The organism is Peribacillus sp. B-H-3, assembly GCF_048572925.1.
GTDB lineage: Bacteria > Bacillota > Bacilli > Bacillales > DSM-1321 > Peribacillus.
Genome location: NZ_CP183879.1, coordinates 2,841,517 through 2,868,080, shown reverse-complemented (window position 1 = coordinate 2,868,080; position 26,564 = coordinate 2,841,517). Strand labels below are relative to the sequence as shown.

Below are 26,564 nucleotides of genomic sequence, written 5' to 3'. Positions count from 1 at the left end.
GATGAATTGCCAATTTCCCATAATTCAAATCATGGATGGAGATGGAAATCTGGTCCTCAAGGAGTTCCGTGATCAGATTTCCGGTGATTTTGTAAAAAAGGCATATAAACAATTGCTTCTCGTCAGGAACTTTGACAGAAAAGCCATCAGCCTTCAGCGGCAGGGGCGTCTTGGGACCTATGCACCTTTTGAGGGACAGGAAGCGGCACAGGTAGGGAGTGCGCTTGCTCTTTCAAAAGATGATTGGATGTTTCCGACATACCGGGACCATGCAGCAAGCATCACATTCGGACATTCACTTCCAAAAGCGCTGTTATATTGGAACGGACGGCTGGAGGGCTGTATTGCCCCGGAAGGAAAACATATTTTCCCCCCAGCTGTGCCTATAGCGACCCAGCTTCCCCATGCCACTGGAGCCGCTTTAGCAGAAAAAAAGAGAGGAACAAAAAATGCCGCCATCGCTTATTTTGGGGATGGAGCTACTTCTGAAGGAGATTTTCATGAAGGAATAAACATCGCCAGTGTATTTAAAGCGCCTGTAGTGTTTTTTAATCAAAATAATCAATTTGCCATTTCTGTCCCTATCCAAAAGCAAATGAATTCGGAGACCATTGCCCAAAAGTCGGTGGCCTATAATATTACCGGCTACAGAATTGATGGGAATGACATTTTTGCCGTATATTTTTATACAAAAAAAGCGCTGGAGCAGGCAAGAAATGGCGGAGGGCCAACACTGATTGAAGCAGTAACCTGGAGATACGGTGCCCATACAACAGCGGATGATCCAAAAAAATATAGAAACCAGGAAGATAACAATTTAAAAAGAGCAAGTTCAGACCCAGTTCTGAGGCTCGAGCGCTATATGAAAAACACAGGATTATGGGATGAAAGGCTGCAGCAGCAGGATTTAGAGGAAATACACAATAAAATAGAACATGCAGTTAAGGAAATGGAGGCATTTCCCCCTGCAGATGTTAATGATCTGTTTGATCATGTTTTTGAAACAGCACCATGGAATATTCAGGAACAAAAGAATGAGTATTTTAATCATTTAAGAGGTGAGACAGTATGACTCCTGAAACAAAAGTTGCAGCAAACAAGATGACAATGGTTCAAGCGGTTACGTCCGGGCTGCGCATCATGCTCAAGGAAAATGAGGAAGTTGTGGTCCTTGGAGAGGATGTCGGTGTAAACGGCGGTGTATTCAGGGCTACAGAAGGCTTGCTTGAGGAGTTTGGGGAAGAGAGAATTATGGACACCCCCCTAAGTGAATCTGGTATCATCGGCGTGTCAATAGGCATGGCTGTTAATGGAATGAAGCCAGTAGCGGAAATTCAGTTTCTTGGTTTTATTTACCCTGCCTACGAACAAATCATGACACATGCCACCCGCATCAGAATGCGGACAAAAAGCAAATACACCGTCCCGATGGTTATCAGGGCCCCATATGGCGCCGGAATCCGGGCCCCTGAAATCCATTCAGACAGCACCGAAACATTGTTTACTCATATGCCGGGGATAAAAGTGGTTTGCCCCTCTACTCCCTATGATGCAAAAGGGCTTTTGATTGCAAGCATAGAAGATCCTGATCCAGTGCTGTTTCTGGAGCCTCTCAAACTTTACAGATCAAACCGCGAGGAAGTTCCGGTAGGGAAATACAGGGTTGAAATAGGCAAAGCAAAGGTAGTTAGGGAGGGAAATGATGTTAGCATGATTGCCTGGGGTGCCATGGTTCAGCTGTGCTTAAAGGCTGCTGAAGAATTATCGGAAACAGGAATCTCATGTGAAGTTTTGGATCTCCGGACTCTTTATCCGCTGGACAGGGAAGCCATCGCAGCTACCGTCCAGAAAACAGGAAGAACCGTTATCGTCCATGAAGCACATGCAACTGGCGGTGTTTCCAATGATGTAATGGCAATCATAAATGATACATCATTTTTATACATGAAAGCACCAATAGAGCGTGTAACGGGCTTTGATGTTCCTGTGCCGATGTTTGCCCTCGAGGAACATTATTTGCCAACAACAGGCAGGATAAAAAAAGCGGCTGAAAAGGCGGCACATTTTTAGTAAAAAGGAGGAATAGTGAAAATGCTGGAAGTTAAACTGCATGATATAGGAGAAGGCATGACAGAAGGGGAAATCCTCCACTATTTTGTTAAAGCAGGTGAATCTGTACAAAGTGATCAGCCGCTTGTTGAGGTTGTTACCGATAAAATGACAGCAGAGCTGCCTTCTCCAGGTTCCGGTATCATTAAAGAAATACTGGTTCATCCTGGAACAACCGTTAAGGTAGGAACAACTTTAATGATTATTGAAGACTATGAAGATAAAGAAGGCAAACTACAGGCTGCCGCAGAACCTGCAGGACAACCAACCGCTCATGAACACTCGGCGAAAATTAAGGAAAACCGGATATTAGCTGCTCCGTATACAAGGAAAATTGCAAGAGAAAATGGAATCAGCCTAAAACAAGTTTTAGGCACAGGTCCGGCAGGAAGGATCACTGATAAAGATGTGTACATGTTTTTACACAAAAAAGAAGAGCCTGCCAAAAATCCTGAAATTGCACCTTCCGTTTCTCAATCTGTTCAAGAAGATACACATCAGTCAGCAGAACACCTTCTGAAAAAAAGCATCCCTTTTAAGGGGAGGCGCAGGCAAATTGCACAAAAAATGGCGCAATCACTTTATACCATTCCTCATGTAACTCACTTTGAAGAAATTGATATGACAGAGCTCCTTAGCTTATCCAAAGAAATCAAATGTCTGGGGCAATCAGTATCAATACCCGCATTTTTCGTAAAAGCTGTATCACTTGCCCTTGCTGACTATCCTGTTTTCAATGCAAAACTTGATGAAGAAAATGAATCGATAATTCTGGAAAACGATTATAACATTGGAATTGCAGCAGATTCCAAAGAAGGCTTGATTGTTCCTGTCATTATGCATGCAAATAAAAAGACAATTAAAGAAATTGACACTGAGATAAAGAGTTTGACTAAAAAAGCACAGGAAAACACCCTGAAAATCAATGAATTAGCCGGGGGGACTTTTACAATCAGCAATGTTGGGCCGCTTGGCAGCATTGGAGCTACTCCTATCATTAATTATCCGCAAACCGGACTGATGGCTTTTCATGCGACAAAAGAAAAACCGGCGGTCGTTGGCGGAGAAATTGTAATCCGTTCCTTAATGAACATCAGCATGTCCTTCGATCATCGCGTGGCTGATGGAGCATCTGCGGTTGCCTTTACAAACCGGTTCAAGGAACTGATAGAGCATCCTATTCTTTTTGTATTGGAGCTGGTGTAATGGTTGTAGGAGAGCTGGCACATGAAAGGGATCTAATCATAATCGGCGGAGGCCCGGCTGGATATACAGCTGCCATTAGGGCTGCTCAGCTAGGCAAAGAGGTTACACTGATTGAAAAAGAGGAGCTTGGCGGCATTTGTCTGAATAGAGGGTGCATTTCATCAAAATTTTTCTCACACTTGGCTGAAAAAGTTGATGAGCTAAAGCATATCAGTGATATTGGCATTAATACGAATGGATTTTCCCTGGATTATGACCAGTCTTTATTTTATAAAAAAACGGTGATATCAAACCTCCAAAGAGGGGTGGCTTCATTATGCCGTGAAAATAAAATAGAAGTAGTTTCTGGATCAGCCTCTTTTTTAGCCAACGACAGAATTGGCGTCGAAAATGGAGATGACTTTGAAATCTATACTTTCCAGAAGGCAATTATTTCAACAGGAAGCAAAATTATGAAAAGCCATGAAATAAAGGGACTTAATAATATTTTAGATGCAAGGTCGTTATATGAATTCAGTGATATACCGAAGGACATCGTCATCAATGGCGATGATTATATCGCCATTGAGGCAGCTTTCAGCTACAAATCGCTTGGATCTGATGTGTACCTAGTCATAAGCGGAGAAAATTTCCCCAATCTGGATGTTTCTATCAATAAAGAGCTGATAAGGCAGCTAAAAAAAGCTAAAATCAAGCTTTATAAAAATCTTTCTTTTGCCTCCATTACTTCAATAGGTGACAGGCATTTAGCAGCCTTTAAAGCAAAGGGAGGGGATAAGGCAGCAATCGAAGCTTCTCATGTATATATCCAGTCAGCACTTAAAGGGAATACTGGAAATATAGGACTTGAAAGAATTGGCATCAAGATGGATGAACAGGGCTATATCCTCACAGATAAAGAATGCAGAACCTGTATATCGCACATTTTTGCCTGCGGCGATGTTACCGGTGGCAGACAGCTTGCGTCAAAAGCAATCAAACAGGGAAAAACAGCGGCCGAAGCATGTGCAAATAAGCCAACAGAATGGAATGATACACTGATTCCTCATGTTATCCGAAGCCAGCCGCCTATTGCTTATGTCGGTTTAACGGAGCAGGAAGCCATCTCTCAGGGTTACAGGCTGAATATCGGCCAATTCAATGCTGCCGCCAATGGCTATGCAGGAATAACCGGCAATAAAGATGGACTATCCAAGGTTATCACTGATAAAGAAAACGACCTGATTCTTGGCATCCACCTATATGGCAGGCAAGCTCCGGATTTAATTGCTTCAGCTGCAATAGCTGTTGAAATGGCCGCAAGAGATGAAGATATTAAATTTCCTGTATATCCGCATCCAAGCAGCAGCGAGGGGCTGCTTGAGGCAGCAGAATCCCTGATTTGCCAGGCTATTCACCAGCCTCCAAAAAAAGAAAAAGTAAGTAGATAATACCAAAGGGGCCCGTCCGCAGATGCGCCCCTTTGGTATTATTTTTTACGGAGAGCTTACTGAAATTATTAAGAAAGCAACATTAGGAGGTTTTTTTCTGCATTGACCAGAATAATAAGTTATAAATCAAAAAAGATAGGAGAAATCAAAATGAATGCATTCGTTTTTGCATGTATAGCCCCTCATGGCGGAGAAATCATACCGGAAATAAAAGGAGAATTTCCGGATAGAATGTCAGTTACCCGCAGCAGCTTAATTAAGTTAGGACAAGAAATGGCACAAGCAAAACCAGATTCTCTCATTGTCTTGACTCCCCATGGAACAAGAATTAATGGGGCTTTTTCTATCAGTGATTCTGAATACATGGAGGGATTGATTGAAGAAAATGGATCATCTTTTTCTATGAAAATCTCAGTTGACAGAGACCTTGCGAAAAACATCGCGAAAAATGCTGCAGAAGCTGGAATTCAAACCGGAACTATTAACTTTGGAACATCTGCGGGTCCTTTTTCCTGTTTGCAGCTTGATTGGGGAGCGATTGTACCGCTCAGATTCATGCCTAATGTCCCGGCTGTAATCATCACACCTTCGAGAGAAATTTCCTATGAAGACCACTTGGAGTTTGGCAAGGTTTTAAAAATGGCGGCACTGGCTTCAAACAAGAAAATAGGATTAATTGCCAGCTGTGACTGGTCTCATACGCATCATGTGAATGGACCATACGGGTATCATGAGGATGCAGCCAAGCTTGATAAAGAAGCGATTTCACTATTAAGAAATAATAAACTGGAAGAAATGAAGGATTTCAGTAAGGATTTCATCGATCATGCCAAGCCGGATGGCATATGGCAGACACTGATTCTTGCAGGAGCAATCCAGCCCTATGAAAGGGAAGTCCAGGTTCTATCTTACGAAGCACCTACTTACTTTGGTTTAATCTGTGCAGCCATTTATCCTCAGTAATGCCGGGGATAAAAGCAGGCCTTCCCGCAGACTATTATTTGCATAGCCAGCGGGGAGATTGCAGCCCTTTACCGAATTAAACGTGAATAAAAATTCAGATTGCATGCAGGGGCATGCGTATACTGAAGGTAGTAAGATCATGACTTGGCGTGCAAGCAATATTACCGCCGTGTTTTTCAATGATTTTTTTGCAGACGAAAAGCCCAATCCCTGTACCCAGTTCCTTGGTTGTAAAAAAGGGTTCAAAAATTGTTTTTATATGTTCTGCTGCAATAACAGGTCCGTTATTGGAAATCATAATTATGCCTTCATTTTCAGCGGAAAATCCCTTAACCAAAATGTTCCTGGGCTTGGGCTGGGTTTTCAGGGCATCGATGGAGTTTATGAATAAATTAAGAAGCACCTGCTTCAGCTCTTCTTCGTTAGCCTCTATCACCAAATACCTGTCAATATCTATTGAAACATTAATATCATTATCTGCAGTGCTAGGGTATATGAGCATCTGTATATCTTTAATAAGAGCCGCAATAGAGATGGCGTCTCTCGTTTTTGGGTTAATTTCAGCCTTTGAAGTATGGAGGAACTGAGTGATCCTGAAATTGAGCTGATTGAGCTCATGCTCAATAATATCCAGGTATTTAATGTCCGGATGCTCATTTTTTAATATTTTATTAAAACCCATTATAGCTGTAAGAGGATTTCTGAATTCATGAACAAAGCTTGAGGAAATTTGCCCCAAAACCGCTAACTTGTCTTTATGGTTTTCACTGATGAAAAGATTTTTTTCTTTAAGCTCCTGATTTTGCAGGTTAGTATAGTATGAAACGGCATGATAGCAGAATAAGTTAAAAAGATGATTAATTTCGTCAATAATTTTCTGTAATTCAATTGCAGAAATTTCTGATCGGATAATATTTTTTACAATAATGCTTCTGCCCAGGTTTACGTTATAAACGAAGTCTCCTACATTAACATGTGCTTCAAGACGTTCGTGAGCCACTTTATTAGCAAGATCTTTAAGTTCATTCTGTGACAGCTTACCGGAAATCCCTGCAACAATAATTTGATACATGCTTGATCCGTTTTCCAGGATTTTTTCAAGAAAGGGATCGTGCTCATCCTTTTTTGCGGAATCAAACCACTCGGATAAAAAAACATCCTGCTGTTTTACCAGATGCAGCACTGCCAACTGATTGTAATCCTTTTTACCTGAAGACGATTCCATTTTCTCCACCACTTCCCCGAAAAATACGATCCATAAATAATATAAAGATATTCGACAAACTTTTTAAATATCCTTCATGTCAAGATACTTTTTTGGTGAGTTAATAGGTAAATAGATAGAAAGGCTGATTTATTCCGCAGTAAAATCCCTCTTGATAGAAGCTTCTCTTTTTTTAAAATAATCCAACATGACAGCTGCTCATTGCTTTTTTTAATGTTTTGAATGCCAGGGCTGCCATCTGCATAAAATGGTACAAAGCTGCATGAAGGATAAGAAAGGGAGATATTGCTTGAAAAATAAACGAAATGTTTCGGTGCTCCTGTTTTTAGCCTTAATTCTGGCCCCTGCTTTTTATTTGGAAACGTCTTCTTCTCAAGACTTGAAATCAAATCCGTTATTGATTGGCCAGGGAAGTGACGAAGCTGCAAAAATGGCTGCAGCTGTCCCTGCAGAAAAGCATTTGAAAAAGAACTATATCATGGAATTGGATGAAAGGCTTGTGAACACAAGCAAAGAAGCTGGCTACAGGGTAGAGACTTACCGGGAATATGAAATATATAAAAATCAGCAAGGGGAGGTTAAAGAAATTGTGCCAACTCCTCATTATGAGTATATCCGATATAAAATTTATAAGTAAACTGGCTGAAAAGCCAGTTTTTTTATATGACTCTGCTGATTTCCAAGCGCTCATATCCGGTATGCGTTCCGGGGGCCTCCTCGCCTCTTTGCACCAGCACGACCTATCTTAACTCGCTTAACCGCAGGACTCCTGCACCTTCCTCCAATCACCATTAGGCCAATGCGACTAGAAGCTTTAACAGTGCTTCTTAAAAAGAAAAATATATTGGCCAGATACATAATATCAAAATAAAAGACTGAATTATTTTACGATTTGTTTAATGAATGATTTTTAATAATCTTTATAATTAAACTAATTTAAGCTTCCCGCTAACGAAATTTGCTGAGAAAAATGGTTTTTCTTTTATTGTCAGAAGGGAGGGATTATCTTTAGCATAGTAAAATCAGAATCTATTTTTGTATTAGAGGAGGGAAAGCCATGAAAACGCAAATTGAGCATAACGGCATTGTTACTTTGACAAAGGAAGCTGCGAGTGAACTTAGCGAGAGCAGCCTATGGAATGATGACCTGAGACCTACCACAGCAAAGGAACATTCTTGGAAAGGCATAAACTTTGCCACCTTATGGATAGGAATGTGTTTATGCATTCCTGCATATACGATGGCTGGCGGGATGATCACGCTCGGAATGAACTGGTGGCAGGCCATTGGGACCATTTTTCTCGGCAATGTTATTGTTCTTATACCCATATTGCTGAATTCCCATGCAGGAACAAAGTTCGGAATTCCATACCCGGTATTTGCAAGGCTTTGGTTTGGTGATAAAGGGGCACACATCCCTGCACTGGCACGTGCCATTGTAGCTGCCGGCTGGTTTGGAATAAATACTTGGATTGGCACTGGAGCCATTGATACACTGCTTTCAGCATCATTTCCTGCTTGGGCCAATCTTTCTGGCCATACTGCCATTGTGTTTGCGCTTTTCTGGGCCTTGAATGTCGGAGTTGCCTATAAAGGCCCTCAAACCATGAAGCTGTTAGGAAACATTGCAGCGCCTGTTGTCGGAATTTCAGCTATCATTCTTTTAATCTGGGCATTCACCCATGCTGGAGGTTGGGGCCCGATTCTTGATAAACCTTCCAAATTCACTACTGCTTCCTCATTCTTTAAAGTTTTTTTCCCTGCATTAACCGGTGTAATTGCATTTTGGGCAACACTGGCCCTTAACATTCCGGATTTCTGCAGGTATGCGCGAAGCCAAAAATCTCAAATGGTAGCCCAAACTGTATCACTTCCTTTAACAATGACTATTTTTTCGTTCATCGGAATTGCGGTCACTTCCGCTGCTGTCGTAGTATTCGGCCAGGCAATCTGGGATCCTGTCGCATTGATTGCCAAGTTTCCTCCTTTCGTAATTTTTCTGGGAACCATTGTTATTGTGCTATCTTCTTTAACCATTAATGTAGGCGCAAATGTAGTGGCTCCTGCCCGCGCCATAGAAAACTTGTATCCTAAAAGAATAACATTTGGCATTGGAGCCCTTATTACAGGATTGTTTGCCATATTGCTGCAGCCCTGGTATATCATGTCCAATTTCGGCAATTATATTTTTGGATGGCTCGGTACCTATGGAGCCCTGCTTGGCCCGATAGACGGCATTGCAATCGCGGACTACTGGCTTGTCCGGAAAAGGAAGATGGCGCTGACTGAACTATATCAGAAAAATGGCAGATATAATTACCAGTCAGGGTATAACAAAAATGGCATATATGCTCTCTTAATCGGAGTTGCGATTCCTGTACTTGGACTGCTGATACCTGGCTTCAGGTTCTTATGGGACAATGCCTGGACTTTCGGTCTTTTCATTTCCATTTTTGCATATACTCTTTTAATGAGAGGCGACCGAAGCATTCTTCAAGCAGAAGAATATGATAATATGACAATTTATAAAAGAGGGTTGGAGGCTGGAAGCGGTACTGAAAAAACTGATGCCGTTATAAGCAAATAATTAACGTGAATAAAAGCATCTTCTAATGAAGGTGCTTTTATTTATCCATATTTTATATAGCCTTACAGTTTCTAACCCTGTCAGGAGCTGGATTTTTTATAATCTACCAATGCCAGTTAGGCATGGGAGGACACCAAGGAATATGCCTAGGTCCACAGATGATATGCTCATGGCAGCATTCATTAACACAGGATTCTGTATGCGGGAAATAATGCTGATGCATAAAAACCTGTTTGTTTACTGTTGTAGTATGACTTGGATGAATATGAGGCACAATATGCGGATATATATTTGTGTTTACATAGTTTTGAGCGGGATCATAAATTGGCGGATCCTCTTGGGCAGGGGCAATATGCGGCGGGCAAAACATCGGTTCGCATTGAGCATGTTGATAGTGATGGTGGCAATGATCGTGATAATACATGGGAAATACAACACCCTTTCTTTATCGTTTGGGTTTTACTTACAAAGACAGCATATGTAAATGAGTGTGCAGCTGCTCTAGTGAAACCGCCTAATTGTACCGATAGACTTTGCTTTGCTATGATTTCCCGCAAGAAGCGGAAACAATAATTTCTTTGAAAATCTTTTCTATGACACTGGGATATCATATGGGTAAAAATAATAATAAATGAAAGAAACAAAATCTTGCAGGAAAAAACATAAAAGACATGGAACATAAATAGTGCAATGAATTTTAGGCTGGTTAAACTAAAGATAGATGTTGGCCAGCTTTTGATTGAAGATTTCAGACCGCAAAAAGAAAGCTCCTGATGCGGAAATCAGCAGGAATGCAAACAAGGGGCCATAAAAAAGGAGTGTCATATAATATGCTTTCTAAATCAGATCTTTTAAAGGTTTTGGAAGGGAACAGAAGGCTGACGGTCCGTACCATAGAAAGCTTTCCCGAGAAAGAATTATTTCATTTTTCTGCAGCAGAAGGGATGCGCCCTTTTTCAGAGATGATCATTGAAATTTTGGGTATTGAACAAGCATATGTACGAGGAATAGCTTTAAACAAATGGGAATGGGAACCTGGCGGCATTAAAAGTTCTGCAAAAGAAGAACTTCTGACTGCATGCCAAGATATTAGGAGTGAAACGCTGAAGCTTTGGGAGGAAATCACTGAAGAGCGGCTTTCCGCTGTAGAAAAGGATCCCTTTTTTGAAGCACCGCCAACAAGTCATTTAAACCGGATATTATACAGTCTTGAAAATGAGATTCACCATCGGGGACAGGGATTTGTATATTTAAGATGTCTTGGTATCGAACCGCCAGCATTTTATGAGCGCTAAAATGGATATTTAAAAGCACAGCGAATAGCCCGCTGTGTTTTTATATGCCTCAATCATGCATTGTAAAATACTCATATGCTATAGAGTGTGTTTCCAATTTCCTATGATTTCTTTTAGCTGGCCCATATTCTGATTAAATTGCCCGAGGCGATGGCCATTGGCTCCAGAAGGATGCGGAAAACCATACAAATAAAAATGATTGGGCAATTTTTTCTTATTCTCCAAAGCTGCAATCACATCTTCAGCCGCTTTTCCAAGAGGTATAACCAGAAGCTGATGCTTCAGCTTTTCCAATTCGTTTGGAAAGCAGGTAAATGCATATGCTGATAACACAGGGGAACGGTGAATCTTCGGGATGTGCCCTGTGTAATTTTTATTCCGATGAAATGCAGGGTGCTTTATCACTGATGTGGTGTGAAGGAGGCTTCTTTTTTCATGAAACAGGGAAGATGACGCATCTAATTCCAAGGCATCAGCAATACCGCATTCATCAAGCATGCTTATTAAATTTTTTCTCATTGATCCAGAAAAGCTTGCAGCCATTTTTACCTCTTTAAAGATCTGCCCGGCTTCCATTCCTTTCGAAAGCAGCAATTTCGCTTCCTGAAAGGCTGTTTTCATTTGTGTCCAGCCAGGTGTGATGCCGACAATGGCAATTCTGGCTTCTGTATTGATAAACTCATTATGAGGGGAATAATAGATTTCCAGATCACGATCCTTATTGAGAAGAAATTGCTCAGTAAGCAAATCTTCTTTTGTGAATGTTTTATCAGATGGCAGATCATTGATTTTTGAAAGATAGTTCATGCTGCCTAGTCCCCCTAACAAAAAAGAAAAGCTACAAATAAGTTATACCACTGATATATGGGGCATATACCTGAATTTCCAAAAAAAATTTGCATAAATAGAAATAATAATGAAGTAGACCTTTCCTGTTTTATAAACAGATCGCCTGCTAATGCGGAAGGTAATAGATGGCGATAAAAAATTGATTTGTATGAATATCTTTCGGTTCCCCGGTTTATGCAATATTACGGTATGGAGCCATTCACTGAGATTAAGGGAATTCAATCAGAAATAGATTGGTATTCTTCTTTTTTCTGGAAAAGAAAAGGAGTGAAATGGGCCATTTGTAAAAGGAAGATGGGAGAATGATTGGCAGCTGCGGGTTTCATAACCGTGAGAGTAAACACTTTCGTGCAGAAATTGGCTATGAGCTGCATCATATTGGAGAAAAGGAATTGCCAATGACACTGGCCGCAATCCTTCTATATTAATTCAATGAGCTGAATCCAATGGGTATACAGGCATTCATTGAGCCTGCAATTATTGCTTCCCGCAGCTAAAAAACTTGGTTATAAGGAAGAAGGTTTATTGCGGAAATATGAATATACGGTCGGGAAGTTTCATGATTTATACATATATTTACTAATAAAAGGTGAAATATAAGAAAGATCTATAATGGTTATGATATCTCCCTTTTGCAGGAAAGGATTAATGAATATAGTTACCAGTACCTGTAGCACACATTTTATGCTTTCTGAAGTATTGATTGTCAGGAAAGCTGCGTATATAGCAAAAAATAACGTGCATATCTGTTAAGGTGCAAGTGTTTCTTTTATGTAAGAATCAAAGAAACGGAAAAATTTCTGGTCATAGAATATAATAATAAGATCGAGAGATGCAATATGATTAAAAAGAGGGATATAAATGGACCATGAAACTACCTTATGTTTTGAAACGCAAATCGGCAGGCAAAAGCCCAGCACAATCAGAAATAAACAAACATCGTGCCCATTCTGCAATACATCAGATCTGGAAAATATTATTGACAGAGAAGGTGACATTATCCTTCTTGAAAATAAGTTTCCAACTCTAAAAAACACTTTTCAGACTGTGCTCATTGAAACGGATCAGTGCAATGGGGAGTTTTCAGATTACCCAAGAGAGCATTTATATAAATTAATGAGCTTTGCTTTCAGGAAATGGGAGGATATCGAAAATACAGGGAAGTATGAATCTGTCCTTTTGTTTAAGAACCATGGACCTAATTCAGGAGGGACCATACGCCATCCCCATATGCAGATTGTCGGCTTAAAGCATGTTGACTATAAAGAAAATATTGCAAATAAAAATTTCGAGGGTATGGCTATCTTGAAAACAGAGGAAGTGGAATTTAATATTTCCACTAATCCTATTATGGGTTTTTACGAATTCAATGTTTCTATTCAGGATATAAAACATTTAGAAAAAATGTCAGATTGCTTACAAAACGGCGTGCATTATTTTAAAAATCACTTTCGCTCCAAAATAGAGAGCTATAATTTATTTTTTTATAAAATAAATGGTTCGTATAAGGGTAAAATTGTGCCCCGGTATGTCGCATCACCTTACTTTGTCGGCTATAAAATCCCTCAGGTTTCAAATGATATCGAAGTAATCGCCAATCAGGTTACGGAAATTTATTTTCAGGATGAAACTTAATTAATTCAATTTATTAAGGATGTGTAATCATTAAAAGTGATGGTAGTTTAAAAAACAACGAGAAAGAAACTATTGATTCAAAATACATACAGCAGCATTTAGCAAACGAGCGAACTTTTCTTGCTTGGGTCAGAACGAGCATTACCATTATCGGTGTTGGTTTTTTAATTACCAATCTTCATTTTTCCACTCTATCCAAACTGTTAATGGGTGACGTTTTTGCTGCCATAATCGGAATAGGCTCTATTGCAGCTGGAATAGCTGTATTGATTCTCTCAAGCATCAGCTATTTCAGAAAAGGAAAAGACATCAATCAGCAGACCTTCCGTTTTTCTAAAAAACTAATCATTTTTCTTTCACTTTCATTGTTAATCATTTTTCTTTTATTTGGCGCCTATTATCTGGTTGCGTGGAGACTAATGTAATTATTTATTTTCTAAGGCTCATACCAACATGACAGATTAAATAAGCCAGCCCCAAAAAAACGGTTCTTCCTTGAGGCAGCCGTTTTTTTTTGAGATTATTTTAATTAATTATTATATTGGAAGTTCATTGCGCTCCTGGTAAAATGATGTAAATAAGTGATAAGGAGGAGATTTGGTGATTACCTATCCAACATTGAAAAGCGAAGGAGTTATTGGTATTACGGCTCCTTCATCAGGAGTCGGGCGTGAATTGCACCAAATATTTCAGCAATCAATGAGACGTTTAGAGGAAAAAGGATATAGCATAATATGCGGAGATACGGTTTGGACACAGGAAAAGGCAAAATCCGCATCTGCTCTCAAACGCGCTTCTGAATTTAACAGCATGATCATGAACAGTGACATTGATATGATTTTCCCTCCATGGGGCGGGGAGCTGCTGATTGAAATTTTGGAACATGTCAATTTTGATCAAATGAAGAAAAAATGGATTCTTGGCTATTCGGACACTAGTGCATTGCTATTAGCCACCACCTTGTCGACAGGTATAGCGACTGCTCATGGTACGAATTCTACTGACTTAAGAGGTCAAACCTGGGATGATACTACAGCAATGTGGGAGAAGGTTTTAGCTCTTACACCAGGCGAAAGCATCACACAGATTTCCTCTGAAAAATATCAGACAGCATGGCAGCATGAAAATCCTTCAGATTGTGTATTTCACCTGAAAGAAGAAACTTATTGGAAAACGATCCCGGGCCAAAAAGCTGCAGCAGAGGGGCGCTTGCTTGGAGGATGTATAGATATCATCAGGCATTTGGTTGGCACTCCCTATGGAAACGTTGCATTTTTCAGGAGAAAATTCATTAATGGAGAACCCTTGCTGTGGTATCTTGAAAATTGTTCTTTATCTGCAACAGATCTTAGAAGATCACTGATACAAATGAAGCTTGCAGGATGGTTCACTGACTGTTCGGCCATTTTGTTCGGAAGAAGCTCCGCAAATGCACCAGTCGAGAATTACACAGCTGAAGATGTTTATCATGAGCTTTCAAGCGAGCTTGGCATTCCGGTTGTATATGATATAGATTGCGGACATATGCCTCCTCAAATGACCTTTATTAATGGTGCCTATGCGAGAATAGAATCAGAAAGCGGAAAAGGAAAGCTGGTGCAGCATTTTATTTAAGTATCCTTTTTGCTGGCTGCATAAGTATGTTGTCTATTTATTCTTAATTTATAGACAACAGACCTTGCTTTTTAATAGAATAATAGATGGAACCTTACTGGGCAGAAATTGATTTACGGGGAAAATTAAAGATATCCTGAAATAAAAAACTAAAAATAAGAGGCAGGAGCAAAAAAAGTTCCTGTCTCTTGTTTTCTGGGAACATCATACTTAAAAGAGGGGGAGTAATATGATTCGCTTTGGGATTGTGGGAACCAATTGGATTACGGAAAAATTTTTAGATGCAGCTAAAAGCGCAGAAGACTTTATCCTCACAGCAGTTTATTCCCGAGCTCAGGAACGGGCTGATGAGTTTGCGCAAAAATACGGAGCAGAACACGCATTTACAGATCTTGCAGACATGGCAAAAAGCGATGTAATAGATGCTGTATACATTGCTACTCCAAATTCACTTCATGCAGATCAAGCTACACTTTTCATGAGCAATAAAAAGCATGTCCTGTGTGAAAAACCTATCGCTTCCAATGCATTTGAATTACAGAAAATGATTGAAACAGCAAAAGAATATGATGTCCTTTTAATGGAGGCCATGAAGTTTAGTTTTCTTCCAAACTTTCAGGCATTGAAACAAAATTTACATCGTGTAGGGAAGGTAAGAAGGTATTTTGCGAATTATTGCCAGTATTCTTCCCGGTACGATTCTTATAAAGAAGGAATCGTACTGAATGCATTTGATCCTGCCTTTTCAAATGGGGCGTTAATGGACATAGGAATTTACTGCATTTATCCGATGGTTGCTCTTTTTGGCCGGCCTATACAGGTCATTGCAAATGGACTGCTCCTTGGAACCGGCGTAGATGGTGAGGGAAGTGCCATGTTCAAATACAATGAGATGGATGCAATTATCATGTTTTCGAAAATTACAGATTCCTCTTTACCATCAGAAATTCATGGAGAAGAAGGTACCATTGTCATTGATAGAATATCTACTCAGGATAAAATTGAGTTTCATTCCAGAAGCAATCCCAAAGAAGATATTTCTGCAGAACAAAATAAGCATACGATGTATTATGAAATTCAGGAATTTATTAATCTCATAAAAAATGCGAAGCATGAATCTGATAAAAACACCTTCGAAAATTCACTGATTACAATGGAAATTTTAGATGAAATCAGAAAGCAAATTGGTGTAATTTATCCTAGCGACAGGTAAATTTCTGGAGGAATAGACAAAGCTTTTTTGAAAGCAGGAAAAATAGTTATGAAACTCTTAATCTGCTTTGTTGCTTGGAGCTAGTACGCATGTCGGCAGAAAGGGGGAAGTTCCCCGCAGCTTGCGGCTGAAGCGTAAATCACTGGGCAAGGATAACGAAGCCTTTAAGAACGAATAATGACTGGCATTTAGAAAACAAATAAGGACCTGGCGGGATTTGAACCCGCAAGATGCGCAGAAGTTATATCAGAATAAATGCTGGCTGCTCTTCCATTTGAGCTACAAGTCCATAGAAATAGTTTGTTCATTGAAACGGAAATATATTCAAGGAATATGAATGTTGGAAAAGGATTTTTCTTTTTTATTATTGTAAAATGAAAGTAAATTTGATGACTTTGGAGCGGGGAGTATGGCATCAACAATACCTGAAAAAATACAGCATATCGCTTCACCAGGGGACCGGATGTTTTTTCATACACTAAAAGATGTTTTGCCAGATGATTATACCATTTACTATAAAGCTGAAATTCAGGAAAAACTTTATGATTTTTTAATTATTGGCCCGCAATTAGGAATACTGGTTCTATCTACAACCGATATTACAAAAAAATCCCTTCTATCAGTGGGCGATGATCAGTGGCATTATCTAGCTGCATCAGGGCAAAAAACCGATATGGAAAATCCGATGAAGCAGGCAAGAAGCCATATGGATGAAATAGTGAGTTTGTTAAGCATGGATAATAATCTGCTTCAACTTGAAGGAAAATATCGGTCACAGCTAAAAATCCCATATGGCTGCGGCGTTGTTTTTACAAAAATGAATGAGCAGGATTTTATGGCTGCCGGACTTTACTCACTGCTTGATCCTTATTTATGTTTTATGAGTGAAGAACTTGATAAAGATGAAGCCGGATTTTCAGCGGGCAGATTCACGGATAAATTGTTTGATATGATTGCAGTGCCTTTTCGTCTGTCTAAACCGCTTCAGAAGGAGGAAATCGACGCAATTTCTTATCATTTATTTCCTGAACTGCGGGAGTATGCGCAGGGAAAAGATGCTTTGCCTGATGAAACTATTTTTTTATCACCACATACTATTGATAACCCGATATCAAAACAAAAGAAAAGCAGGAGAAAGGCAAGTGTGCCTTTTGACATTTGTAAATACACCAAAAATTTATCCAAGAATTATCCTCATTGGAATATCCTTATCTTGGCTTTTAAAAGAAAAACCGCTCAAAACCTGCAGAAGCAAATTAACATTATCCTAAATGAACCTGAAGATTTATTTGATTTTGATTTTACCAGCCAGAATATTGTGAGTCCAAAAAATCACCAGAATATTAAAGTCCGGCATTTTCATTCATGGCTGAAATCCGAATTAATGGTCAAAGAATCATCTTTGTTCAGTTCAAAAGAAAATTGGGATCTGCATAAAAAGGATTTTCCGCAATACGATGCTATTCTTATAAAAGAAAGCCAGCTTTTTAGAGCCGAGCAAATTGAATTTATCAAAATGCTGGCAGGAATTGCCCAGATGTAAATAGAAAGTAAAAAAAACAAAAAAACTGAACCTGTCTCAGGCACAGTTTTTTTGTTTATTTCTTAAAACGTTCATGAATGTTGTTATATTTCATAGTGCCTGCTTCACCGAATTCGTAAAGTTCAAGAGACAGGGCGAGGTAGCGGTTTTCCATCATTAAAGAAAAATGCTTTTTCATAACCTCAAACAAATCCGTACAAACCGCCTGTTTATCTTCCTCGGACCGCCCTGATCCAATTTTACATACAGCATGCACAAAAGCATAGTCTTCCTCGCCATCTGCAACAAGATATTCTTTTAGTTCAATGGCCCTCAGGCGGATACCTCCAACTGGGAAGATGTGTGCCCATGCTATTAATGACTTACTGATTTTCTCAAGCAGGGAGGGGATATTCGCTTCTTGTTTGATGTTATCGGTGTATTCAATAATGAAATGCGGCATTTGCTTCTCCTCTTAATTTTTGGCTATTTCCTATTCTTCTGCAATCGTGTTTATCAGTTTTCCAATTCCCTCAATTTCGCAAACAACCTCATCTCCGGCTTTTGTGTCGACAGACCCTTTTGGTGTCCCTGTCAGTATCAAGTCTCCGCAATTTAATGTCATGAAACTGCTTAAATACTCAATCAATGCCGGGATGCCAAAAATCATATCCTTTGTGGAACCTTCTTGAGTAATCCTGCCGTTGACATAAGTCCGCAGTGTAAGGTTCATTGGATCTTCAATGTCCATGGCATCCACTATCCAGGGACCAAGGGGTGTGCAAGTGTCACGATTTTTCACAACCAGATTAGGCCTGTAATAGTTTTCAAGATAGTCACGGACGGCATAATCGTTTGCAATAGTATAGCCCGACACGTAACTGTATGCATCACAGGCTTTGATATTCTTTCCCTGCCTGCCAATGACAGCAGCAAGTTCGCATTCATAATGCATATAGGCAGCCTTGGCCGGACGAATGGTATTTCCGCGGTTTCCGATAAAGGTATTTGGCCCTTTAAGAAAAATGAGCGGCTCTGAAGGAGGTTTAAAATCCAGCTCCATGGCATGATCTGCGTAATTCAGCCCCAACGCAAAAACCGTTTTCGGCACTATCGGAGGGAGCCATACAACATCCTGCTCAGAAACCATCCTCCGGTTCGGCAAAGCAAGATAGCCTGCTTCAAAAACAGCTTCATGAATTTGTCCTTTATAAGCAACACGCGCTCTTTTCATGGTGATTCCTCCTTTTGAACAGGAGCTTCCGGCTGGACCATGTTTTCAATAAACCCAATCTTTTCAATGGCAATTTTCACCATGTCGCCAGTTTTTGCAATTGGAGGACTTGCAGGAACAGCGGCGAGCAAAACATCTCCCTTATAAAGTGTCATAAAATTTGTCACATCAGCTAACAGCTGTGAAATAGGACGAACTAATTCTCTTGTATTATTTTGATGCTTAAGTACTCCATTCACGTAAACAGAGATGGAAAGATTGTCAGGATCTTCAATATATTCTTTATCAATAATCCAGGGGCCGGCAGGGCAAAAGCCATCCCTGATTTTTTCTTTAATGGCGGGTCTGTAAAAACTTTGGTGAGGAATGCTGACATCATTTGCAATTGTGTACCCTGATATATATTCAAAAGCATTGTCAGGTGCTATTTTATAAGCTGTTTTCCCAACCACAATTCCTAGCGCGCCACCCATGGAAAGTCCAGCCTCCCCAATTGGAAGTGGAATCGGTGCATTACAGGCTATCAGGGTATTGGCAGGCTTAATAAAGAGAACTGGAGCTTTTGGAGGGTTGTTATAAGGAGGATCAAAGGTGTTTATTGAATCCAGTGCTCCCAAATAATTAAACATGATGCCATAAACAGTGCCTGTTATCGGCACATCTATTGCTGCTTGTTTTATTGACAGGGACTTCCCATTAAAAAATAATGTACCGGATTTGGTATCAGCACTAACTTTTTGCCGCTGTATCATTCCTGAAAATTTCACTTCTGCAAAGCTCAATGAATTTCACATCCTTTTTCGAAAAGGCTTTCAAACAAATCCATATTAATAAAAAGCCCGCTCTGAATTGAAAGGGTTTCAGAAAAAGCTATTATCATTATTAATATAATGTAAATCAAACTTATTTTCAAACTTTTCCAACAATTCATCTTTCACTATACCTTGCAGTAATGTCTCTCAGAGGGGCGTTCATTTTAAGTCTCAGCTATTGTTATTTTCAAATGAATGGATAAGATGCCAGGCGCTTTTTGAAAGATAGCGATTTTCAAGCCAGATTACAGCAGACTCTGATATTAGCGGTGTTTCTTTTATCTGCATGATGTGCAGGCTATCCATTTTAATTGACTGTAAAGCGGATTGAGGCATTATTGTTGCACCGACTCCGCTTGCAACTAAGGATAGGATCATGGAAGGATCGGGACATTCACAGACAATATTCGGATGCAATCCTTTTTTCTTGAATTCATCCAGTACTAATTCATACTGGCCAGTTCCGTTTATTCTGTGAAGCAATAGCAGGGGAAAGGAAGAAATTTGTTTTAATGTTATGGATTCTTCGGCTGCGGTTTGATTCTTCCATTCTTCCGGAAGAACGAATATATAAGGCTCCTTCGGCAAATGTATCATTGAGAAACCTTGGCCGGCCACCGGGAGGCGGATGACAGCCAGTTCAATTTCCCTTTGTTTTAAAAGCTCGCTGACTTGGTAGGTATCTCCTTCTCTCAGCTGAAAGCTTACTTGAGGATAATTTTCACGGAATGAGCGAATACGGGAAGCAAGGTGGGAAAAGCAAGATTTATTGGCACCAATGGTTAGAACTCCCTTAAAGCCTTTGGCCATTTCCTTCACTTCAAGAATGGTATCTGAAGCCTGGGAAAGCAAATGTTTTGCACGCTGGTAAAGAAGTTTCCCTGAAGAGGTTAATTCCATTTTCCTTCCATTACGCTCGAATAATTTTACATCAAATTCTTCTTCAAGGTGCTTGAGTTGCTGGCTGAGGGGAGGCTGTGCCATATGAAGCTTATTGGCAGCGCGGGTGATTTGGCCTTCTTCAACAATGGTACAAAAATAAAAAAGCTGTTTCATATCCATAAAATCACTGCCTTTATATATTTTTTTCATATGCAATGCCAATGATTTTTATATTTTTTATATAGAATAGCACATGGTACATTAAGTATGAAAGGGTTTTCAAAAAAAGTTGGGATTATATTAAAGATAAATACAGGAGTGATCTTCTTGTCAAAATTTGATGAAGCCAAGGCCATTCTCAGGGGATCAATAGCCCCTGTAATAACCCCCTTTAATGACGATGAATCGATTGATTATGAATCTTTTAAACATTTAATAAGCTGGCATATTAACAGCGGGACCCATGGCATATCTGTTACTGGAACTACCGGAGAGCCAAGCTCGCTGACTGCAGAGGAACGTGTGAAGGTCATGGAAACGGCTGCTGCAGAAATAAAAGGCAGAGTTCCTTTTATGCCTGGAACAGGTTCAGTAAACCACAATGAAACTCTTTATCTGACAAAAAAAGCCCAGGAAATAGGTGCCGATGCAGCCCTTATCATTGTGCCTTATTATAATAAACCCTCACAGCATGCATTATACAACCATTTTAAAACCATCGCTGATTCCGTGGATATACCTATCATCATTTACAACATTCCCGGCAGGACCGGAGTCAATTTACACACTGATACACTGGCAAGGATAAATGAGGACTGCCTAAATGTAATTGGCATCAAAGAGTCCAATAAAGACTTCGAGCATGTAAACCGTGTTTTGGCAAAGTGCGGAAGGGATTTTCTTCTGTACTCCGGTATCGAACTGCTTTGCTATCCTATGCTTGCAATTGGAGGAGCAGGCCATATCAGCGCTACTGCCAATATTCTTCCAGACAAGGTAGCGGAAATTTATAATGCATGGACCCGAAAAGACATTGACCATGCCCTAAACCTTCATTATGAGCTGCTCGAGCTCAATGATGTTTTATTTAAGGATACCAATCCGGCGCCATTAAAAGCAGCACTTGGAATGATGGGAAAAATAAGTCCTGTATTAAGAAAGCCGATGGACCTTCCGGAACATTCCCTGCAGGCTGAAATCCGCCAGGTGCTGAAAAAGTATGTGAAGCTGCCTGACAGTGTGAAGCAATAAAATAAAAATGATTATCCCAGTTTAGGGGGATAGGAGACACGTGAAAGAAACACTCTATAAAAACTGGGGATAGGAGTGAATGTATGCCATCCAAACTGACAGATCAAAAATTTGAAAGCATCATTTCAAGTATAGAAAATATCGAACATTATATAAATGGAGAATTTGTACCTGCCTATTCCAATTCGTCCTTCGCAAATATTAATCCTTTCACAAACCAGAAAATTAATAGCGTAGCGGAAGGCCGTGAAGAGGATATCAAAAAAGCAGCAGCTGCAGCAAAGGAAGCTTACAAAAATGGCCCATGGGGGAAAATGAAAGTTTCTGAGCGTATGAAGTATTTGTATAGGATTGCAGATATTATAGATCAGGAAATAGAAAGAATTGCAGTTTTAGAAGCTTTGGACACTGGACTTCCTGTATCCCAGACAAAAAACCAGACTGCTCGTTCTGCTGAGAATTTCCGATTCTATGCAAGAATGGCGGAGTCTAGACTTCATGGAGAAGCCTATCAGGCTGACGGTGAGTTCATTAATTATACGATTTATAAACCTGTAGGGGTTGTGGGGCTGATAACTCCGTGGAATGCGCCATTTATGCTGGAAACATGGAAGGTGGCCCCTGCACTCGCTGCTGGAAATACAGTGATATTAAAGCCGGCTGAGCTGTCGCCGCTCAGCGCGCATATTTTGGCACAGGTCATTGACAAAGCTGGCCTCCCAAAAGGTGTATTAAATGTAGTTCATGGGCATGGGGAAACGGCAGGAGCCGCTCTTGTGGCAAATCCCGATGTGAACGCCATTTCATTTACAGGGGAAACGTCTACTGGCACAGTGATCCTTAAAAATGCAGCAGATACACTGAAGAGGACATCCATGGAGCTTGGAGGAAAGTCCCCCTTGATCATTTTTGAGGACTGTGAATTTGAACGTGCTCTGGACGCTGCAGTGTGGGGCATATTTTCCTTTAACGGTGAGAGGTGCACGGCAAACTCACGGGTTTTTGTCCATAAAAAAGTCAAAGATCGTTTCATTGACGAATTGAAAAGAAGAGTAACAAACATAAAAATTGGCGATCCCATGGATACTGAGACCGAACTTGGGCCGCTGATAAATAAAGTGCATTTCAACAAAGTAAACTCTTATATTGAATTAGCGAAAAAAGAAGGATGTGAAGTTATCCAGGGCACTGTTCCCTCCGAAGCAAAGGCAGGGAATTTTGTTCCACCAACTGTTTTACTTCATGCCAGAAATGATATGAAAGTGTGCCAGGAAGAAATCTTTGGCCCTGTCATGGCTGTCATTGAGTTCGAAGATGAGCAAGAAGTAATTGCAGCAGCAAATGATGTGAAATATGGTCTCGCAGGATATGTATGGACAAATGATATCAAGCGCGGGCATAGAGTTGCCCAGGCAGTTGATGCAGGGATGATCTGGCTTAATGCGCAAAATGTACGCGACCTCCGCACCCCCTTTGGGGGTACCAAGGCCAGCGGAATAGGCAGGGAGGGCGGCCATTATGCCCTGCTTGAATTCTATTCCGAGCCAAAGGTTATCCACGTAGCTATGAGTGACCACCATATCCCCCAGTTTGGAAAATAAGGAGGAGAGATAATGCCAGCCAAGACGGGGAAAGAATATTTAGATCGGCTGAAGAAGGCAAATAACAATATTTATCTCCACGGCAAAAGAGTGGATGATGTTACTGAGCACCCTGGACTTAAAGGCGTTGTAAAATCAATGGCACAGCTCTATGACTTACAGTACGAAAAGCCTGGAAAAATGCTCTACAATTCACCATCTTCAGGGGAAAGTATAGGGATTACCTTCATGCAGCCCAAAACTATTGACGAAATTATCCTGCGGCGCAATGCCATTCAGGAATGGGCGATCACTTCATGCGGGATGATGGGACGTTCACCGGATTATCTCAATGCTGAAGTAATGGCGATGGGATCATCAAGCAGTTTTTTTGGCGAGGAAGATCCTTTGTTTGCTGAAAATGCAAAAATGTATTACGAATACGCAAGGGAAAATGATATAAGTTTGACACATACCCTGATTCATCCTCAGGTAAATCGGTCTAAAGCACCGCATGAACAAGGTGATGCAAATGTTGCTCTTCACCTGACTGAAAAAAAGAGCGATGGAATCATTGTGGACGGGATCCGGCTTTTGGCAACACAGGGGGGGATTACAGATGAAATTCTTGTGTTTCCTTCGACCGTCAAAAAAGCTGGAGAAAAAGATGATGCTTATTCTCTTGCATTTGCCATTCCTAATAATACTGAAGGACTGAAATTCATTTCAAGGGAATCATTTGACTACGGAAGAAATGGATGGGACCATCCTTTATCATCTCGTTTTGAAGAAGGAGATGCAATCGTTTCTTTTGAGAATGTATTCGTTCCGTGGGATCGTGTTTTTGTCTGCGGAAATTCATCCATCTGCAACCGTACCTTCAGGGAAACGAACGCTGTAGTCCATATGTCGCATCAGGTAGTTTCGAAAAATATTATCAAAACCGAATTTTTGCTTGGAGTTGCCCTGTCGATAATGGATGCGATTGGAATAGATCAGTTTCAGCATGTTAAGGAAAAAGGGACTGAAATCATGCTGACCCTTGAAGCAATGAAATCTCATTTATACCGGGCCGAACATAATGCCAAGCTTGATAAATGGGGAACAATGACACCGGAATACGCAGCCCTTGATGCTGCGAGAAACTGGTACCCGAAAATGTACCCGCGCCTGGTTGAAATTATTCGTGTTCTTGGTGCATCTGGATTGATGGGCATCCCGACCAAGGAAGATTTTGATTCTCAGGAAATAGGGCCGATTATCCAGAGGGGACTGCAGGGCAAGAATCTTGATGGCTATGAAAGGGTTCAGTTATTCCGGCTGGCCTGGGATTTAACGCTTAGTTCCTTTGGAAGCAGACAAATGCATTATGAATACTATTTCTTTGGCGACCCAATAAGAATGGGCATGACTTATTTTGATAACTATGAACAAGATTATGTTAAACAAAGAGTGAAGGATTTCCTTAAAAGCGCTACTAAACATGATATTTCGGCCATCTAAAGGAGGCAGTCATATGGCTTTTAATATTCTTCGTGCTGCAAGAGCCGTTTTGCATGTAACGGACTTAAAAGCATCCCGTGAATTTTATGTGAAGGGTCTTGGTTTCATAGTAACTGAGGAAGATAATTCAGCGATATATCTCAGGGGGCTTGAAGAGCATTGCCATCACAGCCTTCTATTAAAAAAAGCCGAAAGCCACTGTGCTGAAGTAATGAGCTATAAAGTTCATGGAAATACAGATCTTGATGCACTTGCGGCTGTTTTTGAAAATAGGGGCATGAAAACAAAGTGGCTCGAAAAAGGATCTCAGCATGCAATCGGGCGAGCTTTAAGAGTTCAGGACATATCTGGCCTTCCAATTGAATTTTTTTCAGAAATGGACCATGCAGAAAGGATGCTTCAGCGGTATGATTTGTATCAAGGGGCAAAGGTGCAGAGAATTGACCATTTCAACGGTGCGGTAACCGACGTGGAAAAAGCATGTGAGTTTTATATGAATGATCTGGGTTTCAGATGTTCTGAGTACACGGTTACAGAAGAAGAAAACATCTGGGCAGCATGGCTGTTCCGGAAACCGGGAGTGCATGATATCGCCTTTATGAATGGGAATGGCCCGCGCCTTCATCATGTTGCCTTCTGGCTTAGTGATCCTATGGCTCTCATTCAGGGCTGCGATGTGCTGGCATCGCTCGGATATAGTAAAAACATTGAACGCGGGCCTGGGCGGCATGGTCTTTCAAACGCTTTTTTCCTGTACTTAAGAGACCCGGATGGACACCGGATTGAATTGTATAATGGGGATTATCTGACCATTGATCCGGATTTCAAGCCCATTCGCTGGGATATTAATGATAAGAGGAGACAAACATTTTGGGGTGCGGCTGCACCGGACTGCTGGTTTAATGAAGCATCGGAGGTAATGGATGTTCATACCGGCAAGCAGATGGAAACTGCCAAGCCATCTCTTGAACAGCATAAACCAACCTTCATTATTTAAAATTAGCAGGTATCCATTTATGGATACCTGTTTTATTATCCCGCTATTAATATATTAAAACCCCTATCCCTAAAAAAAATTGAACTATCCTTGTCAGTTAAAATGGGATAAAATGTTTTATAAATAAAAACAATTGATTAGTGGAGGTATCTTAGTGAATATCAGGCTTTTAAACCAATCTGATGCAGAAGAGTATAAAAAAATCAGGCTTGAAGCTTTAAAAGATAGCCCAGAGGCTTTTTCATCCAGTTATGAAGAAGAAAAAAGCAATTCTATTGAACATTATCAAAACAGAATAGAATCCTATGAAGCCATGATTTTTGGAGCGTATGAAAACGGAGAGCTGACTGGAATTGTTTCACTGGTAAAAGAAAGCAAGATAAAGCTCAGACATAGAGCAAATATTTATGGAATGTATGTATCAAAGGAAAAAAGAAAGAAAGGCTTAGGCCGTGAGCTGATGAAAAAGACAATCAGCAAAGCAAAAGAGCTGAAGGATATCGAACAAATACACCTGTCAGTGACAAAAAAAAATGAGCCTGCTAAAAGGCTCTATGAATCCTTAGGGTTTGAAGTGTTTGGCATTGATAAAAATGCCTTGAAAATAGGAGAAGCCTATTTTGATGAAGACCATATGGTGCTATTTCTTTAAAAACA

The 26,564-nt window shown here is 40.3% G+C and carries 27 protein-coding genes and 1 tRNA gene; 20 read left to right on the top strand and 8 right to left on the bottom strand.

The features are described from left to right. Window position 1 precedes the first annotated feature (1 nt). The 5 genes from pdhA to ACN6MY_RS14240 all read left to right on the top strand — a co-directional run bounded on the left by pdhA (window position 2) and on the right by ACN6MY_RS14240 (window position 5,708). Window positions 2–1,072, top strand: a complete 1,071-nt coding sequence (gene pdhA / locus ACN6MY_RS14260; protein WP_419880791.1) for a pyruvate dehydrogenase (acetyl-transferring) E1 component subunit alpha — start codon at window positions 2–4, stop codon at window positions 1,070–1,072. Further along, window positions 1,069–2,070, top strand: coding sequence for an alpha-ketoacid dehydrogenase subunit beta (locus ACN6MY_RS14255; RefSeq protein ID WP_419880790.1), 1,002 nt, complete (start codon window positions 1,069–1,071; stop codon window positions 2,068–2,070). The genes pdhA and ACN6MY_RS14255 overlap by 4 nt, the downstream gene beginning before the upstream one ends. Before the next feature lie 21 nt (window positions 2,071–2,091). Beyond that, on the top strand, window positions 2,092–3,315 hold the full coding sequence (locus ACN6MY_RS14250; RefSeq protein WP_419880789.1) for a dihydrolipoamide acetyltransferase family protein: 1,224 nt from the start codon (window positions 2,092–2,094) through the stop codon (window positions 3,313–3,315). Next, window positions 3,315–4,745 (top strand): dihydrolipoyl dehydrogenase family protein, encoded by a 1,431-nt coding sequence (locus tag ACN6MY_RS14245; RefSeq protein WP_419880788.1) that lies wholly within the window; start codon window positions 3,315–3,317, stop codon window positions 4,743–4,745. The genes ACN6MY_RS14250 and ACN6MY_RS14245 overlap by 1 nt, the downstream gene beginning before the upstream one ends. A 150-nt stretch (window positions 4,746–4,895) precedes the next feature. Further along, window positions 4,896–5,708: an extradiol ring-cleavage dioxygenase gene (locus ACN6MY_RS14240; RefSeq protein ID WP_419880787.1), complete on the top strand. Its 813-nt coding sequence runs from the start codon at window positions 4,896–4,898 to the stop codon at window positions 5,706–5,708. A 94-nt stretch (window positions 5,709–5,802) separates the two neighbouring features. On the opposite strand, the gene ACN6MY_RS14235 is transcribed toward ACN6MY_RS14240, so the two are convergent. Continuing rightward, on the bottom strand, window positions 5,803–6,933 hold the full coding sequence (locus ACN6MY_RS14235; RefSeq protein WP_419880786.1) for a histidine kinase N-terminal domain-containing protein: 1,131 nt from the start codon (window positions 6,931–6,933) through the stop codon (window positions 5,803–5,805). A gap of 289 nt (window positions 6,934–7,222) precedes the next feature. On the opposite strand from ACN6MY_RS14235, the gene ACN6MY_RS14230 reads away from it, so the two are divergent. Both ACN6MY_RS14230 and ACN6MY_RS14225 read left to right on the top strand, forming a co-directional pair. After that, on the top strand, window positions 7,223–7,570 hold the full coding sequence (locus tag ACN6MY_RS14230; protein ID WP_419880785.1) for a hypothetical protein: 348 nt from the start codon (window positions 7,223–7,225) through the stop codon (window positions 7,568–7,570). A 420-nt stretch (window positions 7,571–7,990) separates the two neighbouring features. Next, complete coding sequence (locus ACN6MY_RS14225; RefSeq protein WP_419880784.1) at window positions 7,991–9,520, top strand: NCS1 family nucleobase:cation symporter-1; 1,530 nt, start codon at window positions 7,991–7,993, stop codon at window positions 9,518–9,520. 103 nt (window positions 9,521–9,623) lie between these two features. Here ACN6MY_RS14225 and ACN6MY_RS14220 read toward each other — a convergent pair whose 3' ends face one another. Next, window positions 9,624–9,890: a CotD family spore coat protein gene (locus tag ACN6MY_RS14220; protein WP_419884170.1), complete on the bottom strand. Its 267-nt coding sequence runs from the start codon at window positions 9,888–9,890 to the stop codon at window positions 9,624–9,626. Here ACN6MY_RS14220 and ACN6MY_RS14215 point away from each other — a divergent pair. Both ACN6MY_RS14215 and ACN6MY_RS14210 read left to right on the top strand, forming a co-directional pair. Then, window positions 9,776–10,093: a hypothetical protein gene (locus ACN6MY_RS14215; protein ID WP_419884275.1), complete on the top strand. Its 318-nt coding sequence runs from the start codon at window positions 9,776–9,778 to the stop codon at window positions 10,091–10,093. The two genes, ACN6MY_RS14220 and ACN6MY_RS14215, sit on opposite strands and share 115 nt — an antisense overlap. 257 nt (window positions 10,094–10,350) lie before the next feature. Beyond that, window positions 10,351–10,815: a DinB family protein gene (locus tag ACN6MY_RS14210; RefSeq protein WP_419880783.1), complete on the top strand. Its 465-nt coding sequence runs from the start codon at window positions 10,351–10,353 to the stop codon at window positions 10,813–10,815. A 78-nt stretch (window positions 10,816–10,893) separates the two neighbouring features. On the opposite strand, the gene ACN6MY_RS14205 is transcribed toward ACN6MY_RS14210, so the two are convergent. Further along, a complete protein-coding gene (locus ACN6MY_RS14205) occupies window positions 10,894–11,622 on the bottom strand; it encodes a hypothetical protein (protein WP_419880782.1) in 729 nt (242 codons plus the stop codon). A gap of 344 nt (window positions 11,623–11,966) precedes the next feature. Between ACN6MY_RS14205 and ACN6MY_RS14200 the strand changes: the two genes are divergently transcribed. The 5 genes from ACN6MY_RS14200 (at window position 11,967) to ACN6MY_RS14180 (ending at window position 16,126) form a co-directional block, all read left to right on the top strand. Beyond that, complete coding sequence (locus ACN6MY_RS14200; protein ID WP_419880781.1) at window positions 11,967–12,092, top strand: hypothetical protein; 126 nt, start codon at window positions 11,967–11,969, stop codon at window positions 12,090–12,092. A gap of 433 nt (window positions 12,093–12,525) precedes the next feature. After that, window positions 12,526–13,299, top strand: a complete 774-nt coding sequence (locus ACN6MY_RS14195; RefSeq protein ID WP_419880780.1) for a DUF4931 domain-containing protein — start codon at window positions 12,526–12,528, stop codon at window positions 13,297–13,299. A 29-nt stretch (window positions 13,300–13,328) separates the two neighbouring features. After that, the gene (locus ACN6MY_RS14190; RefSeq protein ID WP_419884169.1) at window positions 13,329–13,724 is read left to right on the top strand and encodes a YidH family protein; all 396 of its coding nucleotides are present in this window, start codon (window positions 13,329–13,331) and stop codon (window positions 13,722–13,724) included. A gap of 175 nt (window positions 13,725–13,899) precedes the next feature. Continuing rightward, window positions 13,900–14,913 (top strand): S66 family peptidase, encoded by a 1,014-nt coding sequence (locus ACN6MY_RS14185; protein WP_419880779.1) that lies wholly within the window; start codon window positions 13,900–13,902, stop codon window positions 14,911–14,913. A gap of 229 nt (window positions 14,914–15,142) precedes the next feature. Continuing rightward, window positions 15,143–16,126: a Gfo/Idh/MocA family protein gene (locus tag ACN6MY_RS14180; protein ID WP_419880778.1), complete on the top strand. Its 984-nt coding sequence runs from the start codon at window positions 15,143–15,145 to the stop codon at window positions 16,124–16,126. A 202-nt stretch (window positions 16,127–16,328) separates the two neighbouring features. Here the strand turns inward: ACN6MY_RS14180 and ACN6MY_RS14175 are convergent. Beyond that, window positions 16,329–16,415 (bottom strand) — tRNA-OTHER (locus ACN6MY_RS14175). 120 nt (window positions 16,416–16,535) lie between these two features. On the opposite strand from ACN6MY_RS14175, the gene ACN6MY_RS14170 reads away from it, so the two are divergent. Next, on the top strand, window positions 16,536–17,669 hold the full coding sequence (locus ACN6MY_RS14170; protein ID WP_419880777.1) for an NERD domain-containing protein: 1,134 nt from the start codon (window positions 16,536–16,538) through the stop codon (window positions 17,667–17,669). A gap of 55 nt (window positions 17,670–17,724) precedes the next feature. Here ACN6MY_RS14170 and ACN6MY_RS14165 read toward each other — a convergent pair whose 3' ends face one another. From ACN6MY_RS14165 to ACN6MY_RS14150, 4 genes are all read right to left on the bottom strand, one after another. Next, window positions 17,725–18,111, bottom strand: a complete 387-nt coding sequence (locus ACN6MY_RS14165; protein ID WP_419880776.1) for a 5-carboxymethyl-2-hydroxymuconate Delta-isomerase — start codon at window positions 18,109–18,111, stop codon at window positions 17,725–17,727. Window positions 18,112–18,141: 30 nt separating this feature from the next. Then, window positions 18,142–18,882 carry a fumarylacetoacetate hydrolase family protein gene (locus ACN6MY_RS14160; protein WP_419880775.1) on the bottom strand — a complete coding sequence of 247 codons (741 nt, stop codon included), beginning with the start codon at window positions 18,880–18,882 and terminating at the stop codon, window positions 18,142–18,144. Then, entirely contained in the window at window positions 18,879–19,664 is a 786-nt protein-coding gene (locus tag ACN6MY_RS14155; protein WP_419880774.1) for a fumarylacetoacetate hydrolase family protein, read from the bottom strand. Before ACN6MY_RS14155 ends, ACN6MY_RS14160 begins: the two co-directional genes overlap by 4 nt. A gap of 201 nt (window positions 19,665–19,865) precedes the next feature. Beyond that, window positions 19,866–20,756 carry a LysR family transcriptional regulator gene (locus ACN6MY_RS14150; RefSeq protein ID WP_419880773.1) on the bottom strand — a complete coding sequence of 297 codons (891 nt, stop codon included), beginning with the start codon at window positions 20,754–20,756 and terminating at the stop codon, window positions 19,866–19,868. A 147-nt stretch (window positions 20,757–20,903) separates the two neighbouring features. Here ACN6MY_RS14150 and hpaI point away from each other — a divergent pair, with 147 nt between their 5' ends. The 5 genes from hpaI (at window position 20,904) to ACN6MY_RS14125 (ending at window position 26,559) form a co-directional block, all read left to right on the top strand. Next, on the top strand, window positions 20,904–21,827 hold the full coding sequence (gene hpaI, locus ACN6MY_RS14145) for a 2,4-dihydroxyhept-2-ene-1,7-dioic acid aldolase (protein ID WP_419880772.1): 924 nt from the start codon (window positions 20,904–20,906) through the stop codon (window positions 21,825–21,827). 83 nt (window positions 21,828–21,910) lie between these two features. Continuing rightward, window positions 21,911–23,428: a 5-carboxymethyl-2-hydroxymuconate semialdehyde dehydrogenase gene (gene hpaE, locus ACN6MY_RS14140; protein ID WP_419880771.1), complete on the top strand. Its 1,518-nt coding sequence runs from the start codon at window positions 21,911–21,913 to the stop codon at window positions 23,426–23,428. Window positions 23,429–23,440: 12 nt separating this feature from the next. Next, window positions 23,441–24,910 (top strand): 4-hydroxyphenylacetate 3-monooxygenase, oxygenase component, encoded by a 1,470-nt coding sequence (gene hpaB / locus ACN6MY_RS14135; RefSeq protein ID WP_419880770.1) that lies wholly within the window; start codon window positions 23,441–23,443, stop codon window positions 24,908–24,910. A 13-nt stretch (window positions 24,911–24,923) separates the two neighbouring features. Further along, complete coding sequence (gene hpaD / locus ACN6MY_RS14130) at window positions 24,924–25,907, top strand: 3,4-dihydroxyphenylacetate 2,3-dioxygenase (RefSeq protein WP_419880769.1); 984 nt, start codon at window positions 24,924–24,926, stop codon at window positions 25,905–25,907. 154 nt (window positions 25,908–26,061) lie between these two features. Next, complete coding sequence (locus tag ACN6MY_RS14125; RefSeq protein WP_419880768.1) at window positions 26,062–26,559, top strand: N-acetyltransferase family protein; 498 nt, start codon at window positions 26,062–26,064, stop codon at window positions 26,557–26,559. Window positions 26,560–26,564 lie beyond the last annotated feature (5 nt).

Bases quoted from the DNA above. Each gene is read 5' to 3' on its own strand.
- pdhA (WP_419880791.1), top strand. From the start codon at position 2: ATGAATTGCCAATTTCCCATAATTCAAATCATGGATGGAGATGGAAAT.
- ACN6MY_RS14255 (WP_419880790.1), top strand. From the start codon at position 1,069: ATGACTCCTGAAACAAAAGTTGCAGCAAACAAGATGACAATGGTTCAA.
- ACN6MY_RS14250 (WP_419880789.1), top strand. From the start codon at position 2,092: ATGCTGGAAGTTAAACTGCATGATATAGGAGAAGGCATGACAGAAGGG.
- ACN6MY_RS14245 (WP_419880788.1), top strand. From the start codon at position 3,315: ATGGTTGTAGGAGAGCTGGCACATGAAAGGGATCTAATCATAATCGGC.
- ACN6MY_RS14240 (WP_419880787.1), top strand. From the start codon at position 4,896: ATGAATGCATTCGTTTTTGCATGTATAGCCCCTCATGGCGGAGAAATC.
- ACN6MY_RS14235 (WP_419880786.1), bottom strand. From the start codon at position 6,933: ATGGAATCGTCTTCAGGTAAAAAGGATTACAATCAGTTGGCAGTGCTG.
- ACN6MY_RS14225 (WP_419880784.1), top strand. From the start codon at position 7,991: ATGAAAACGCAAATTGAGCATAACGGCATTGTTACTTTGACAAAGGAA.
- ACN6MY_RS14220 (WP_419884170.1), bottom strand. From the start codon at position 9,890: ATGTTTTGCCCGCCGCATATTGCCCCTGCCCAAGAGGATCCGCCAATT.
- ACN6MY_RS14210 (WP_419880783.1), top strand. From the start codon at position 10,351: ATGCTTTCTAAATCAGATCTTTTAAAGGTTTTGGAAGGGAACAGAAGG.
- ACN6MY_RS14205 (WP_419880782.1), bottom strand. From the start codon at position 11,622: ATGAACTATCTTTCAAAAATCAATGATCTGCCATCTGATAAAACATTC.
- ACN6MY_RS14200 (WP_419880781.1), top strand. From the start codon at position 11,967: ATGATTGGCAGCTGCGGGTTTCATAACCGTGAGAGTAAACACTTTCGT.
- ACN6MY_RS14195 (WP_419880780.1), top strand. From the start codon at position 12,526: ATGGACCATGAAACTACCTTATGTTTTGAAACGCAAATCGGCAGGCAA.
- ACN6MY_RS14180 (WP_419880778.1), top strand. From the start codon at position 15,143: ATGATTCGCTTTGGGATTGTGGGAACCAATTGGATTACGGAAAAATTT.
- ACN6MY_RS14170 (WP_419880777.1), top strand. From the start codon at position 16,536: ATGGCATCAACAATACCTGAAAAAATACAGCATATCGCTTCACCAGGG.
- ACN6MY_RS14165 (WP_419880776.1), bottom strand. From the start codon at position 18,111: ATGCCGCATTTCATTATTGAATACACCGATAACATCAAACAAGAAGCG.
- ACN6MY_RS14160 (WP_419880775.1), bottom strand. From the start codon at position 18,882: ATGAAAAGAGCGCGTGTTGCTTATAAAGGACAAATTCATGAAGCTGTT.
- ACN6MY_RS14150 (WP_419880773.1), bottom strand. From the start codon at position 20,756: ATGGATATGAAACAGCTTTTTTATTTTTGTACCATTGTTGAAGAAGGC.
- hpaE (WP_419880771.1), top strand. From the start codon at position 21,911: ATGCCATCCAAACTGACAGATCAAAAATTTGAAAGCATCATTTCAAGT.
- hpaB (WP_419880770.1), top strand. From the start codon at position 23,441: ATGCCAGCCAAGACGGGGAAAGAATATTTAGATCGGCTGAAGAAGGCA.
- hpaD (WP_419880769.1), top strand. From the start codon at position 24,924: ATGGCTTTTAATATTCTTCGTGCTGCAAGAGCCGTTTTGCATGTAACG.